Here is a 14258-nt window from a genome sequence, read left to right as displayed (position 1 = left end):
TGACTATGCTTTTTTTCTTTTTTCTAATAAATCAGGATTGTCAATAGGGTTATCTTTTCCTTTTAAAGATTTTTCTATCCCGTCTATATATTCTAACGAATCATCTAAAAAGAACATAAGTTCCGGCATACGACGTAATTGATTTTTTGTACGCTGCGCTAATTCATGTTTAATTAATGGCTGATTAGACTTCATGCCCTTTAATAACTCCTGAGCATCTTTTGTTGGAAATATACTTACGTATACTTTTGCAATAGATAAATCAGTAGTAACAATCACTTTTGAAACGGAAATTAAAGTCCCTCTAAGTCCACCATCCGTTGCGGCTCTTTGTAAGACATCAGCGATATCTTTCTGTATGACGCCACCTATTTTTTTTTGTCTCTGTGTTTCCATGGGACAAAAATACGCAGATTATTGCGTATTTTAGTGCATTAGTACTATATAGTAGAAAAAATGAAGAAAATTGAGCATATTGGTATTGCTGTTAATGATTTAAAAGCTTCTAATAACTTGTTTGAGAAGCTTTTAGGTGTGGCGCCCTATAAGGAAGAAGAAGTGCTATCTGAAGGGGTGAAAACATCATTTTTTATGACAGGCCCTAATAAAATAGAGCTCTTAGAAGCTACTCATATAGACGGACCTATCGCTAAATTTTTAGCAAAAAAAGGAGAAGGGGTACATCATATTGCTTTTGCGGTTGATGATATAGTAGCAGAATTAGCACGTTTAAAAGAAGAAGGCTTTACAATCATAAATGAAGTGCCAAAAAGAGGAGCAGACAATAAATTAGTGGCATTTGTTCATCCAAAAACTACAAATGGGGTATTAATAGAGCTTTGTCAAGAGGCTCCAGAAGAGACCTAATTTTTTGTTTATCAGTACTATTGGAAATAAAATAGCGGTTTCTTTCATTTTTGTAAAAGAGAATGCTTGCAACGTTTAAAAATAAATGGTAATATTGCATCCGCAAATTGCCGGTCCTATAGCTCAGTTGGTTAGAGCACCTGACTCATAATCAGGTGGTCCCTGGTTCGAGCCCAGGTGGGACCACTTTTACAGTTTGTTAAGCCTTGTAAATCAATGATTTGCAAGGCTTTTTTTATTTAAGGGGTCGAATCTGGGAGGCGAATGATTAGCTTGGGATAATAGGTGATAAATTATCTATCTTGCTTATAGCTTCATTAATAATATTTGTTAAAGGGATATTTATGTGAGGTTCATTTTTATAAATACCATTATGCCATTGCTGTAAGGAATCACTATCATGAAATGTATAGCTACTATCATTAAAAACTAGTATATATAATTCGTATTTATTAATTATTGATAAAAATATTTCTTCCTCAAAAGATTTATTTATGAAATTGGCTTTATCTATACTCCCTTCTTTTCCTTCATCGAAAAGTCTATTTTTAAGATGAAGTATTTTTGAAATTGGCATTCCAATTTCTCTTAATATCATTACTAATTCAATCCATACGAATTCTATAGCATTAAATCTTCTCCATTTTTTAGAATCTTCTCGATTACTTATTAGAATATTCATGCTGTCATAATGATTCAAAGTTCTATAAGACACTGACAAATCATTTTTTTTTAACTGTGCGTTTAATAATTTTTTGCTCAACGCTACTAATTTTTTATCCATAAAATTGTTAAAACTATACGTAAACGTATAATAAATAATAAAAATACTAATAAATTTGTTTAAAATCAAAAATGACTTACAAACATGGAAGTTAAAGAGGATTATTATGAAAACTCACCGATTATTTTATCAATGATTCAATTTAGATATGATAAAATTGATGGTTTTGATGTCGATGTTATAAAAAAAATGGCTAAAAAGGTTGAGACAACATTTCCGGTTGTTAATCAAAGGTTTGTTCATAATATTGTCGTTAATAATGATAAAAATAGTAAAACGAGCGTTTCTATTGAAGATCAACAAGTTGATGGGGTGCAAGTTATGTCTAAAAATAGACAAGAATTTTTTACTATTACAGATACTAAATTTACATTTCAGTCGCATGAGAAATATACGGGGTGGGATAATTTTAGAGATAAAGCATTTCAATTTTGGCACTTATTTAATAATTCTTTCAACATTAAAGAGCTAAGCGGAGTTTCTTTGAGGTATGTGAATAGAATTAATTTGCCACTTGATTTGAAACGTATTGATAAGTATTTTACTACTTATATAAAGGATGATAACAATACTTTTTCTATTGCTAATTTTCAATTGAAATTTTCTTCCTTTGATAAAGAAAATAAATTTAGATTTAACATTAGCCATTTATTAGATGCTCCTTTAGATGAATATGTCCCATATATTTTCGATATTGATGTATTGAGTGATGTAAGGATAGAAAATAAAAATGATTTACTTTTAGCTTTGTTTGAGAAAATAAGAGATAAAAAGAATAAATTATTTAATGATGGAATCACTGATGAGACCAAAAAACTAATAAGCTAAATATGCCATTTATAATTGATTTACCACCATCAAATACTCACGTTGAGAGCGTTAAAACTGAAATGATTTCTATTGAAGGTAGTGAAAATAATATTCCTACAATTGATGATCGTTCCATTGTATTTGAAAAAGATTTGTATGAAAATATTTATTTAAACGATAAGTTTAAATCTTTGGTTGAATTATGGGAACAAAATACTGCTTTTGAATCCTCAATTTCAAACATCATTCAAGAAGATAATTTTAAAAAAATAATTAATTTAGGAAAAAAGGCTGTGCCTCTAATTATTGATAAGATTGAATACGAGCCAAGTGTGTTAGTTTGGGCTTTGAATATTATTACAGGTAAGTCCATGAGTTCAGGTGGAAGAGAAACAATTGAGCAGATTTGTAAAAAATGGGTGAATGCATTTCGAACGGGAAGAATTCAAAATGTCTAATCAATAAGCGTTAATATAATTGATTAACTCAGATTCAAATAGAAACAAGATTATTAAGGTATTCCCAAAATTATTAGATGATAAATCTTTTAAAATTATTGGTAATATTACACCTAACTATAACTGTATTGCTTGGGCTGCCAATGTTACAGATTGTTGGTGGTCTAGTTTACCTTTAGGGGAAAGGCCCACGCATGGACTGGATGGAGTGAAATACGACTGGCCTTTTGAAGTAGATGATGAGTTTTCAATAAAAACATTGACAGAAATATTTACTTTTTTGAAATATGTTGAGTGTGAAAATTATGATTATGAGGAAGGGTTTAAAAAAGTTGCATTTTATGTGAAAGATGGTAGGGCAACACATGCGGCAAGACAATTAACTGCTATAGAAGCAAAGGGCATATGGTCAAGTAAGTTAGGGGCTTCTTTTTTGATACACCACGGAACACCATATGATATAGAATCTGATGCATACGGAATTCCTGTTAAATTTATGAAGAAAAATATGAATTAAATAGACTTCTTTAAATTTTGAAGAGCTTTGTTTTTATCATTAAGCCTTCTATAAAGCGGCAATGTCTGTCTATTGAGGTTTATCATTTTAATATTTAAAAAAGGTCTCTTACCGTGGTCTTTTACTTCAAATTCTTCTAATACAGCTCCTAAGCGTTTAAACTGGTCTGTAAACTCCGTAGTGGTGTAAAAGTCTGTGTAAAGCTCTGAAACACGCCTTGAGCAATTCCAATGCAATTGTTTTTCTGCAAAGATCTTATTCTATTTAAAATTCACAAACAACTTTTGAGATTGATCCGTTTTCATTTACGTTGCAAGTAACGTCTTAAAAGTAGTTTCCTTATTTTGAAAATTATATTATTAATAGTAGCCGAGTCATTCAAGTAGCTAGGTTTTGTATTTTTATTAATATTTTACCAATTAATTTATACGAAGACTTGGATATTTAAAATGAATGTGTAAAAAACTTATATGTACGAATATTTGAAATTTTTGATAGTAAAACTAAAGTCAATTGATGACAAGTTAACTGTAATTGCACTGTTGCAAAATAAATTTTGGGTTAGAATCAATGATAAAAACCTAAATGAAAAATGGTTCTTTAAAGAGAATGGGAAACTATTAATCTCTATAAATGGTAATATAGTTGATGGTCGTTATGAGCAGTTAAGCGAGGGTAGTCTGATAGTTGAACTTGACAAGAATAAAATACTTTTAAATCAAAATTTTATTTACAATGATATCTTGCTACTGAAAAAAGATTCTGATGATTCTGATTTTTATGCATTCTATGATGATTCTAAATTTAATAATAGTGAATTTGAGCAATTTATTGAAGTTTCTAGAAAAGAAGATTTAGAGGTACCTGCGTTTAATACAACGGAGATTCATTCAAAAGCAGGAGTAGATTATATTTTAAAAAACTAACTATGCAAATTTCAAAAGAACGTATTGGATTAATCTTAGGGCCACTTGTTTTTTTCTATATTCTGTTCTTTTTTAATGCAGAAGGTTTAGACTATTCTGCAAAAGCAATACTAGCCTCAGTTGCTTGGATTGCAATTTGGTGGATTACAGAAGCCATATCTATTGCAGTAACAGCATTATTACCTATTGTTCTTTTTCCTTTATCTGGTGGCTTAGATTTAATGCAAACTACCGCCTCTTACGGTCATAAATATATCTTCCTATATGTAGGGGGCTTTATTTTAGCTATTGCTATTGAAAAATGTAACCTTCATAAGAGAATTGCACTCTCTATCATAAAAATTGTTGGCACGAATATTACCAATATTATCCTCGGTTTTATGATTGCGACTGCACTTTTATCGATGTGGATATCAAACACAGCAGCAACCGTAATGATCCTACCTATGGGAATGGCCATTGTATCGCAATTGCGTGATAACCCAAATACGATAAAGAATGAAAACTTGCTTTTTGGTAAGGCTTTAATGTTAGCAATTGCATACAGTGCATCCATTGGGGGGATTGCCACCTTAATAGGTACGCCAACAAACTTAGTACTTGCGGGCGTGGTACAGACCACTTTTGGAGTAGAGATAACATTTTACCAATGGTTTATATTCGGTTTTCCTATAGCCCTTATTTTATTGTTTTTATGTTGGAAATATTTGACAAAATTTGCATTTAAATTTGAACAAAAAGAATTCCCTGGAGGTAGAGAAGAAATAAATACACAATTAAAGGCATTAGGTAAAATGTCTTATGATGAAAAGATGGTTTTAGTGGTATTTTTATGTACCGCTTTTGCATGGATTACAAGATCTTTTTTACTTCAGAAACTTATACCACAAATAGATGATACCATTATTAGTGTATTTTTCGCAATAGCGTTATTTGTTCTACCCTCTAGTAAGAAAAAAGAAGGCTTAATTTCTTGGGAAGATGCCGTAAAACTTCCTTGGGGTGTGGTGTTATTATTTGGTGGTGGTATGGCTTTGGCCTTAGGTTTTGAAACCAGTGGGTTGGCCTTGTGGATAGGGAATAAACTAATTGCCTTAGAATCCGTACCCTTTATTTTTTTAATACTCATATTAATTTTTGCGGTAAATTTCCTAACAGAAATAACCTCAAATATAGCAACAACGGCCATGTTGTTGCCCGTGCTCATCTCTTTAGCTCCAACACTTGGGGTGCACCCTTATTATTTGATGATAAGTGCAACCGTAGCGGCTTCATGTGCATTTATGCTTCCAGTGGCTACGCCACCAAATGCCGTAGTGTTTGGCTCTGGATATCTAAAAATAGAGGATATGGTAAAAAAGGGTATTTGGATGAATATAATATCCATTCTCATTCTAACTTTATTTGTATATTTTGTCCTCCCGTTGGTTTGGGATTTAAGCTAGATGTATAATGTAATTGTTGTTTTTTATTTTGAGTATATAGCAAGCTGAGGGTGTATTAACATTTTACCCAGAGTAAATTCTAAACGTATAGCCCTATTTTTTTAATTCAGTTTACGGGTAGATTTTGTTGAGAACTACGTGTAAACTGTTTGGGAAAATTATAAATTTCTTCTTTAAAAATTCATTGTATTTTTTATATATATTTTCACCTTATCATGCCCCATTTTTACAGTAAATAATTTTTTTTATAAACTGATTATTTTCTATCTATTTTCCTATTTACGTCCTAATTCGACTATTATTTAAAATAAATTCTTATATCTTTAGGAGATTACTTCTAATTTAAATAATTCTATCTCATTTATATGATAACAAATTATTCTGCGTTAGAGATATATCTTAAATAATTTAATAGAATTTTATGGCAATTAATTTACAAAAAGGTCAAAAAATAGAAATTGGACTTTCTAAGTTAACCATTGGTTTAGGCTGGGATCCTAATGAGGGAACAGGTTTTGATTTTGACTTAGACGCCTCTGCATTTCTTCTCAATTCAGAAAGAAAACTTTCAAAAGAATCTCATTTTATTTTTTACAACAATTTATGTGGCCTTGGTCATAATGAAAGCAATCCTTGTGAAAAAAATGGTTGTACTATAGGTGAATTTGGTGTTAGACACACGGGAGATGATCCCGATGGTAATTCTAGTGATGGTGATGATGATGAGGCTATAATGGTCGATTTAAATATACTGAAGGATGATATTGAAGAGATACTATTTGTAGTTACAATTGAAGACTTTGTTGCTAGGAAACAAAATTTTGGGCAGGTCAGAAATTCTTATATTAGAATAGTTGATAATACCACAAATGAAGTAGTTGCTAAATACGAGTTAGATGAAGACTTTTCTATAGAAACTGCCGTAGAATTTGGTAGGTTATATAAAAGAAATGGACAATGGAAGTTTGAAGCATCAGGAATAGGATACAAAGAAGATTTAGGTTTTTTTGTTAACAGACATTATTCAGGAGAAGTTATTAAATAACGTTTTAGAGGTCAGTAGTTAATTACTTATTAATTCAGCTTGATTGATTTTATCATTATTGACCATTTTAACAATAAGATTATTGAATATTGTAGCTTTACTTTGAGATCTGTTTATTCTAAAACAAAATTCATTGAAATATCTATTTAAATTATTGTCACTAACCCAAGAATAAGTTGTTCTTATCCAAGATTTAACCTGATGTATCATTGTATGAAGCGCTTTAAAATTTAACCCTCCATTACTTTCTATTTGTGTGATGTCGTAAGCCTTTGCAATAGGACTATAGCCTCTCCATTTATCTGTAGTAATCTTTGCGTTTCGGCTGATATGGTTGACAAAAATATATTGTAAGGATTGTGCTGAAAAATCATCTATTTTCATAGCATACATTCTTTTTACCTTTCCATCTTCTGTAAGCTGAACAGCTGTAACCGCCTTCTTTTTCTTAGCATTGTAGCTTCTGCCAACTTTTGTTTCTTCTCTGCCCCCTAAAACAAATTCATCTACATGAACAACTCCGTCCATAGGATTATTCCCACTCGAAGACATAGCTTCTCTGACCTTAAGCATAAAAAGTCTAGCTGTTTTTTCTGTTACTCCGTAACGTACTCCCATATAACTTGCAGATAAGCTTTTCGTGCTTGTAGCCATCTCAAAACAAATAAAAAATGCTTTGCGAACACCAAACTTTACCTTGTGAAATAAAGTATCTGCTGTTGCGGATTCTGTATGTCTACAAATATTACATTGCCTAGAGAAATCAGCACGTGTTTGACAGGCTATATGATTGCATCTAGAACATTTAAAAGGGGTTTTAGACTTAATATTTGCTAAATATTCTTTGCAATCATTGTCCGTTTTGAAGCAATCAGAGAACTCTAGAAGATTTTGACCCTTGAAAATATCCATAATTTAATATATTTACTGAGTATCAAGATACGAAGTTAGCTACTGACCTCTATAACGTTTAAATAAATAAGTACATGGCAATTAATTTACAAAAAGGACAAAGAGAGTCTTTAAGTACAGGAAATTTTACAGTAGGTTTAGGATGGGATACCAATGAAACAGCAACAGGTGTTGATTTTGATCTAGATGCCTCAATTTTTATTTTAGGAGAAAATAAAAAACTACTTTCAGAAAGTCATTTTATTTTTTACAATAATTTAAAGAGTCCAGATGGTTCAGTAGAACATACAGGAGATAATAGAACAGGAGAAGGAGATGGTGATGATGAGTCTATAATTATAGATTTAACGAAGATAGATACTAATGCCACAGAAATATGTATCGTTGTAACTATAGATGACTGTGAGGCGCGTAAACAGAATTTTGGACAAGTTAGAAATTCATTTGTACGTATTGTTGATAATTCTAATAATTCTGAAGTAATGAAATTTGAATTAGATGAGGATTTTTCTATAGAGACTGCTGTTGAATTTGGTAGAATTTATAAGAAAAATAACGAATGGAAATTTGAAGCTATTGGGACAGGTATGAAAGGTGGTCTTCAAGATTTTCTAAATAAATACAATTAATATTTATGGCTATTAATTTACAGAAAGGACAGAAAATTGATTTAATAAAAAAAACGGCTTCAGGTTCAGTTTCTAAATTACAAAAATTTTGTATTGGAGTAAATTGGGGAGTTATTGACAGAAGCTATAGCATACAAGAAACCAAGGGTGGTTTTTTAGGCTTTGGAGGAAAATCAGAATATGTTACTAAACATTTTAAAGAGGCTGTAGATTTAGATGCTAGTTGTGTGTTATTTAACGCCAATAAAGAATTAGTAGATGTTGTTTCTTTTAAACAATTAACTTCTAAAGACGGGGCTATTATTCATAGCGGTGATGATAGAGAAGGAGATGTTGATGGTGATGATGGTTTAGATAATGAAATTATTTCTGTAGATCTTACAAAAATAAATTCGTCTGTGGATAAGATTGTTTTTTTTCTTAATAGTTATAAGAAACAAGATTTTGCGACAGTACCATTTGCTTCAATTAGACTTTATGAAGGAACACCAGAAGTAGTATCTAATGTATTTGCAACTTATGATGTTTCTGCAGATCCAACTTTTAAAGGTTTTGTTTCTATGATAATGGGAACATTATATAAAACTAATGGAGAGTGGAAATTTGATGCAATAGGAGAACCTACACCTGCACTTGATCTACAAGAAACGATTAAAACTATAATGCTAAAACACATATAATTAGTATAAAATATATGATTTAGCTTTTAAACCAAATTCAATTTAAAGAAAAAAAACATGGCAATTAATTTAACGAAAGGTCAAAAAATTGACTTAAGAAAATCATCAGGTGAGCAACTTACAAACTTTTGTGTAGGAGTAAATTGGGGAGCAATTGAGACTATCAAAAAAGGTTTTTTCGGAAGCAAAAAAGTGATTGAGGATGTTGATTTGGATTTAAGTTGCATAATGACAGATTCAAATGGAGAATTATATGATTGGATTTATTCTCCTGAGTATAATGCCTTTTTACAACAGCAAAATTTTCCATTAGGGAAATTAAATTCTAAAGAAGGTGCATTAAAACATAGTGGAGATGATAGACAAGGAGATGTAGGTGGTGATGATGGTCTTGATAATGAAATTATAAGTGTAGATTTAAATAAAGTAGATCCTAATAAAGTAGATCCTAATGTTGATAAAATATTTTTCTTTTTAAATATTTACCTTAACAAAGGACAAAATTTTGATTTCTCAGATATTCCATTCGCAAAAATCAGAATGTATGAAGGCACACCATCTAAAGTAATCAATGTAAACTCTAGTTATGATATTGTTACGGATCAAACGTACAAAGGTAAGGGTGCATTAATTATGGGGAAACTTTACAAACGAAATGGTGATTGGAAGTTTGACGCAATAGGCGAGCCTACTGATGATAAAATGTTTTTACAAACAATTAGTAAAATTCTTGATACACACGCAAAATGAGAAGACTACCTGTATACATTTTATTAGATACCTCAGGCTCTATGATGGGAGAGCCTATTGAAGCTGTGAAAAATGGCGTTCAAGTAATGATAAGTTCTTTAAGGCAAAATCCCCAAGCAATAGAATCTGCATTTCTAAGTATTATAACTTTTGATAGTTCTGCTAGGCAAATAGTACCTCTAACAGATTTAGCCTCTTTTCAGATGCCAGACATTCAAGCAACAGGGACTACATCTTTAGGAGAAGCTCTTGAATTAGTTAGTACATGTATTGATAATGAAGTTGCATCAACAACATCAGAAAGTAAAGGAGACTGGAAGCCATTAGTTTTTATAATGACAGATGGGATACCTACAGATGATATGCAAAAGGGCCTTAGTGAACTTAAAAAAAGACGTACGGCTTATATTGTAGCATGTGCTGCAGGAAACGGTGCAGATTCAACCTTATTAAAGCAAATAACAGAAAATGTTGTTAGTTTAGATACGGCAGATAGCCAAAGTATATCTAAGTTTTTCGCATGGGTAACAGCTTCTATTGGTGTAACCTCTACGAAAGTAGAAGAATCTGGGAAAGATGCAACAGGTCTTAATGAGTTACCTCCACCACCTTCAGAATTGAATATCGTAGTATAATTATTAAAATAAAATATATGAAATCTTTAGAGCAATTAAAAAAAGAAATAGTAGCAGACGGAATTATTGATGCTAGTGAAGTAAAAGAAATAGAGCAAGTAATTTATGCAGACGGGACTATCGATAAAGAAGAGGCAGATTTTCTTTTTGATTTGAATGATGCAGTGTCTGGGAATGATAATCATTCATCATGGAAAGAGCTATTTGTAAAAGCTATTTCAAGTTTTGTTTTGGATGATGATGGTTCTAATGGAGAAATAGATGCTGAAGAAGCAAAATACTTAGTTAGTCAAATAGAGGGTGATGGTCAAATAGACGCTGTAGAGAAAGCATTGCTTGTTCATTTAAAAAGTACTTTAGGTAGTAGTTTACCTGAATCTTTAAATAATCTTATTAAATAAAATCAATGCGGAGACTACCAGTTTATTTTTTACTAGATACTTCTGGATCTATGGTTGGCGAACCAATTGAAGCACTTAATAATGCTTTAAGTGGAATGATTAATACATTGCGCTCAGATGCTCAGGCATCTGAGACGTTATGGATTAGTATTGTAACTTTTGACAGAGAAGTTAAAGAAATAATGCCACTTACAGATTTACAATCCTTTCAATTACCAGAAATTACCTGCCCACAAAGCGGACCAACATTTACAGGTAAGGCTCTTGATTATTTGCATGAAAAAGTGACAAAAGATTTAAGAAAAGGTACGCCAGAACAAAAAGGAGATTGGAAACCATTACTTTTTTTATTTACAGACGGAAAGCCTTCAGATGTACAACAATATAAAGAAGTCATTCCTAAAATAAAGGCCTTAAATTTTGGAGCTATAGTTGCTTGTGCTGCAGGTCATTTAGCAGATGATGATAAGCTTAAAGAGCTAACAGATACCGTTGTTCATTTACAAACTGTTGATAGTAATACCTTAAAACAGTTTTTTACATGGGTTTCGGATACCATTGAGCAAGGAAATAAAAGTATGGGAACTACAGATGCTGTATCCCTACCTCCACCCCCATCAGAAGATATTATCGTTATATGATAATTATAAAAGTATTAGCCTTACTGTTGCTTTTCAGTCTTTTTATTTATAGTAAGATTCGTACACATGAAAATATGTTGTTTCCCCAATATAAAAAATTATTTAAACATATAAAGGGAGTTTTAGAGCCAGTTTTAAAATTCATGAACACCTTTTTTAAACCCATGAAAATCGGAACTAACCTCTCGGTTGATTCGAGTCAATTTATTTTATTTATTCTACTACTGCTAATTATAAGTATTTAATATGAGAAGATTACCAATATATTTTTTAATAGACGTTTCTGAATCAATGGTTGGCGATCCAATTAGTCAAGTTCAAGACGGTATTGCTACAATAATTCAAGAATTAAAAACAGATCCTCAAGCATTAGAAACGGTGTGGATTTCAATTATAGTATTTGCAGGAGAGGCTAAGACATTAGTGCCATTACAAGATATTATTAGTTTCTACCCACCAAAATTTCCAATTGGTAGTGGTACTTCTCTGAGTAAAGGATTGGGGCACTTGATGTATGACTTAAGGAAAAATTTAGTAAAAACTACAGAGTATAAAAAGGGAGATTGGAAACCTATAGTATTTTTATTTACAGATGGTGTGCCTACCGATGATGCAACTTCAGCAATTAACGAATGGAATAATAGTTGGAGTAAAACAGCAAATTTAATAGCGATTTCTTTAGGTGATGGTGCTGATCTTTCTTTATTAGGGAAATTAACAGATAAGATTCTTAAATTAGAAAACACCACAACTTCTGGCTATAAAGAGTTTTTTAAATGGGTTACAGATTCTATAAAAACAAGTAGCGAAAGTGTAGAATCTAATAAAACTGGCTTTGAGTTAGCAGAGATAGATTCTGATAATTTATCAACAATAGATATCACAAAAAATGAAGTGGTACCAGAAAAACTAGATGATAACTTTGTTGTTCTTTCGGCAATGTGCCAAAACACAAAAAAAACTTATCTTATGAAATATAAGAAAAGTATAAATCAATCTAATTTTGGAGGTATAGATTTAGGTACAAAATCTTATCGATTAAATGGTGCTTTTCAGGTAGACAGTACCTATGAAGAATTATCAGATGGTAATTCTAGGCAATTAACGGTTAATACCGAAGAATTAATAGGAGCTCCAACGTGTCCATGTTGCGGAAACCAAATTGCCTTTGCTGTATGTCAATGCAACCAAATACATTGTATAGGAGAAGAAAAAGTGAGCACATGCCCAAACTGTGGTAACACAGGACAATATGGAGCAGGGTCTGGAGGTTTTGATGTGAATAGAACTCAGGGTTAAAATGAGCGATGTTACAAATTTCTATCTTGAAAAGCTTTTATCATCAAAAGGCAAAAATTGGGATGAAAAATCAATAGCAAAATTTACGAAAGAGGAATCTATTATTGATGCTATTTCACAAATATTAAAACTGCAAAAAAATATTATGGAAAAATGGGAGATAAGAACAAAAATTATTGACTTTGAGAATAAAGCTATAATTTTTCCTAATGCTACGCAGAATACTACCTATTTGTTTTCATTTAATTCAAATTTTTTTGAGAATAATGAAATCCAAGATTATCTTATAGACGGTCTTGAAGAACTAGGCTTATACTATAATGAAGAGACTTTGACAGTTGAAGGGGTTCCAAAAAATAATGGAAATTTTAAGATTGATCTTAAATTTAAAGTTATTGGAGAAAGTGATATTGACAAGTTGCACCTAAAGCAAATAAATTTAGTTGTTAATCCAGATCCAAATTATTATGGAAAGATATTCCATCAGATAAAGATGCTCTTTATTGGAAAGAAGAAAATAAATCTTCTGTTGGAATACTGGGGGAAAGAAAAATTGTAGTATCCTCAAAAAGAGGAAGGTCTCATAAAAATGTAGGGAGTTTTAGAGATGATGATTATGCATTTAAAAATTTTCAGGAATCAGGTTGGGGAGTTGTAGTCGTTAGTGACGGAGCAGGTAGTGCTCCACTTTCTAGAAAAGGATCTGAACTAGCATGTAATGAAGTTATTACATATTTTGAAGAAGTTATTTTACCTAATGATGAATTGAAAAGTATTGAAAATGCAATCAGTATATTTTCAGAAACAAAGGATGAGATTTTACTCGAAGAAGCCAAAAATGACGTAAAAAAAACTTTATATAAAGCATCACTACACGTTCATACGTGTATTAACAAATTTGCTGCAAAAACGCTTGAAGAACATCCTGAAGTTTTTGAACAGAAAAAAACAAATTATAATGCAGAATTTTTTCATTCTACATTAATTTTTACCGCTTTTAAGAAAACTGAAATTGGTTTTTTAATTTTGACTTTTGGTGTGGGAGATTGCCCTATTGGAATCGTAAACAAAGATAAAACAGAAGCAAAGCTGTTAAACTGGTTAGATGTAGGAGAATTCGGAGGAGGAACACGTTTTATAACGCAACCAGAGATTTTTCATTCAAAAGAAAGACCAATGGCTACTAGGTTTAATATTCACATTCAAGAAGATTTCTCATTCCTATTTTTAATGACAGATGGTATTTATGATCCTAAATTTGAAGTAGAAGCAAACTTAGAAAAAACAGAAAAGTGGCTTAATTTTATAAATGATTTAGAAGGAGATAACGAGGATGATGTTTTTCTTGATTTTAATTCAGATCCAGAAGTATTAGAAAAAAATCTTAATCTTTGGATGGACTTTTGGAGTAAAGGTAATCACGATGACAGAACACTTGCAATTATTTATTAAAGCTAAA

General features: G+C 31.3%; 20 protein-coding genes and 1 tRNA gene. 17 read left to right on the top strand and 4 right to left on the bottom strand.

What is annotated here, in order from left to right; translation table 11 throughout:
• Positions 1–3: 3 nt before the first annotated feature.
• Positions 4–396, bottom strand: coding sequence for a 30S ribosome-binding factor RbfA (gene rbfA / locus CELAL_RS06935; protein ID WP_013550191.1), 393 nt, complete (start codon positions 394–396; stop codon positions 4–6).
• Between the two features lie 60 nt (positions 397–456).
• Here rbfA and mce point away from each other — a divergent pair, with 60 nt between their 5' ends.
• On the top strand, positions 457–867 hold the full coding sequence (gene mce / locus CELAL_RS06930) for a methylmalonyl-CoA epimerase (RefSeq protein WP_013550190.1): 411 nt from the start codon (positions 457–459) through the stop codon (positions 865–867).
• A gap of 112 nt (positions 868–979) precedes the next feature.
• Positions 980–1053 (top strand) — tRNA-Ile (locus CELAL_RS06925).
• Positions 1054–1135: 82 nt separating this feature from the next.
• On the opposite strand, the gene CELAL_RS06920 is transcribed toward CELAL_RS06925, so the two are convergent.
• On the bottom strand, positions 1136–1651 hold the full coding sequence (locus CELAL_RS06920; RefSeq protein ID WP_013550189.1) for a MerR family transcriptional regulator: 516 nt from the start codon (positions 1649–1651) through the stop codon (positions 1136–1138).
• 84 nt (positions 1652–1735) lie between these two features.
• Here CELAL_RS06920 and CELAL_RS06915 point away from each other — a divergent pair, with 84 nt between their 5' ends.
• From CELAL_RS06915 to CELAL_RS06905, 3 genes are read left to right on the top strand one after another with little or no spacing between them, the layout of a single operon-like run.
• Positions 1736–2479, top strand: coding sequence for a TIGR04255 family protein (locus CELAL_RS06915; RefSeq protein WP_013550188.1), 744 nt, complete (start codon positions 1736–1738; stop codon positions 2477–2479).
• A 2-nt stretch (positions 2480–2481) separates the two neighbouring features.
• Positions 2482–2919 carry a hypothetical protein gene (locus CELAL_RS06910; protein WP_013550187.1) on the top strand — a complete coding sequence of 146 codons (438 nt, stop codon included), beginning with the start codon at positions 2482–2484 and terminating at the stop codon, positions 2917–2919.
• Positions 2920–2938: 19 nt separating this feature from the next.
• Complete coding sequence (locus CELAL_RS06905; RefSeq protein WP_013550186.1) at positions 2939–3436, top strand: DUF7689 domain-containing protein; 498 nt, start codon at positions 2939–2941, stop codon at positions 3434–3436.
• Here the strand turns inward: CELAL_RS06905 and CELAL_RS06900 are convergent.
• A complete protein-coding gene (locus CELAL_RS06900; RefSeq protein ID WP_041557585.1) occupies positions 3433–3672 on the bottom strand; it encodes a hypothetical protein in 240 nt (79 codons plus the stop codon). The two genes, CELAL_RS06905 and CELAL_RS06900, sit on opposite strands and share 4 nt — an antisense overlap.
• Before the next feature lie 234 nt (positions 3673–3906).
• Here CELAL_RS06900 and CELAL_RS06895 point away from each other — a divergent pair, with 234 nt between their 5' ends.
• The 3 genes from CELAL_RS06895 (at position 3907) to CELAL_RS06885 (ending at position 6852) form a co-directional block, all read left to right on the top strand.
• A complete protein-coding gene (locus CELAL_RS06895) occupies positions 3907–4362 on the top strand; it encodes a hypothetical protein (RefSeq protein WP_013550185.1) in 456 nt (151 codons plus the stop codon).
• 2 nt (positions 4363–4364) lie between these two features.
• Positions 4365–5807 carry an SLC13 family permease gene (locus CELAL_RS06890; protein ID WP_013550184.1) on the top strand — a complete coding sequence of 481 codons (1443 nt, stop codon included), beginning with the start codon at positions 4365–4367 and terminating at the stop codon, positions 5805–5807.
• Positions 5808–6228: 421 nt separating this feature from the next.
• Positions 6229–6852 (top strand): TerD family protein, encoded by a 624-nt coding sequence (locus CELAL_RS06885; RefSeq protein ID WP_013550183.1) that lies wholly within the window; start codon positions 6229–6231, stop codon positions 6850–6852.
• 18 nt (positions 6853–6870) lie between these two features.
• On the opposite strand, the gene CELAL_RS06880 is transcribed toward CELAL_RS06885, so the two are convergent.
• Positions 6871–7764, bottom strand: coding sequence for an IS1595-like element ISCal1 family transposase (locus CELAL_RS06880; RefSeq protein ID WP_013548995.1), 894 nt, complete (start codon positions 7762–7764; stop codon positions 6871–6873).
• Between the two features lie 74 nt (positions 7765–7838).
• On the opposite strand from CELAL_RS06880, the gene CELAL_RS06875 reads away from it, so the two are divergent.
• The 9 genes from CELAL_RS06875 to CELAL_RS21400 all read left to right on the top strand — a co-directional run bounded on the left by CELAL_RS06875 (position 7839) and on the right by CELAL_RS21400 (position 14251).
• Positions 7839–8393 (top strand): TerD family protein, encoded by a 555-nt coding sequence (locus tag CELAL_RS06875; RefSeq protein ID WP_013550182.1) that lies wholly within the window; start codon positions 7839–7841, stop codon positions 8391–8393.
• A gap of 5 nt (positions 8394–8398) precedes the next feature.
• Entirely contained in the window at positions 8399–9073 is a 675-nt protein-coding gene (locus CELAL_RS06870) for a TerD family protein (protein WP_013550181.1), read from the top strand.
• Positions 9074–9130: 57 nt separating this feature from the next.
• Complete coding sequence (locus tag CELAL_RS06865; RefSeq protein ID WP_013550180.1) at positions 9131–9823, top strand: TerD family protein; 693 nt, start codon at positions 9131–9133, stop codon at positions 9821–9823.
• Positions 9820–10458 (top strand): vWA domain-containing protein, encoded by a 639-nt coding sequence (locus CELAL_RS06860; protein WP_013550179.1) that lies wholly within the window; start codon positions 9820–9822, stop codon positions 10456–10458. Before CELAL_RS06865 ends, CELAL_RS06860 begins: the two co-directional genes overlap by 4 nt.
• A 17-nt stretch (positions 10459–10475) precedes the next feature.
• The gene (locus tag CELAL_RS06855; protein WP_013550178.1) at positions 10476–10859 is read left to right on the top strand and encodes a hypothetical protein; all 384 of its coding nucleotides are present in this window, start codon (positions 10476–10478) and stop codon (positions 10857–10859) included.
• Between the two features lie 5 nt (positions 10860–10864).
• A complete protein-coding gene (locus CELAL_RS06850) occupies positions 10865–11500 on the top strand; it encodes a vWA domain-containing protein (protein WP_013550177.1) in 636 nt (211 codons plus the stop codon).
• A gap of 246 nt (positions 11501–11746) precedes the next feature.
• Complete coding sequence (locus tag CELAL_RS06840) at positions 11747–12799, top strand: TerY-C metal binding domain-containing protein (RefSeq protein WP_013550175.1); 1053 nt, start codon at positions 11747–11749, stop codon at positions 12797–12799.
• Between the two features lies 1 nt (position 12800).
• Positions 12801–13358 (top strand): hypothetical protein, encoded by a 558-nt coding sequence (locus CELAL_RS21405; protein ID WP_052303983.1) that lies wholly within the window; start codon positions 12801–12803, stop codon positions 13356–13358.
• Positions 13277–14251: a PP2C family serine/threonine-protein phosphatase gene (locus tag CELAL_RS21400; protein WP_083807784.1), complete on the top strand. Its 975-nt coding sequence runs from the start codon at positions 13277–13279 to the stop codon at positions 14249–14251. The genes CELAL_RS21405 and CELAL_RS21400 overlap by 82 nt, the downstream gene beginning before the upstream one ends.
• Positions 14252–14258 lie beyond the last annotated feature (7 nt).

This window comes from Cellulophaga algicola DSM 14237, assembly GCF_000186265.1.
Taxonomy (GTDB): Bacteria; Bacteroidota; Bacteroidia; order Flavobacteriales; family Flavobacteriaceae; genus Cellulophaga; species Cellulophaga algicola.
Note: the sequence above shows the minus strand (reverse complement) of the source record. Positions and strands in the feature narration are given on the sequence as shown.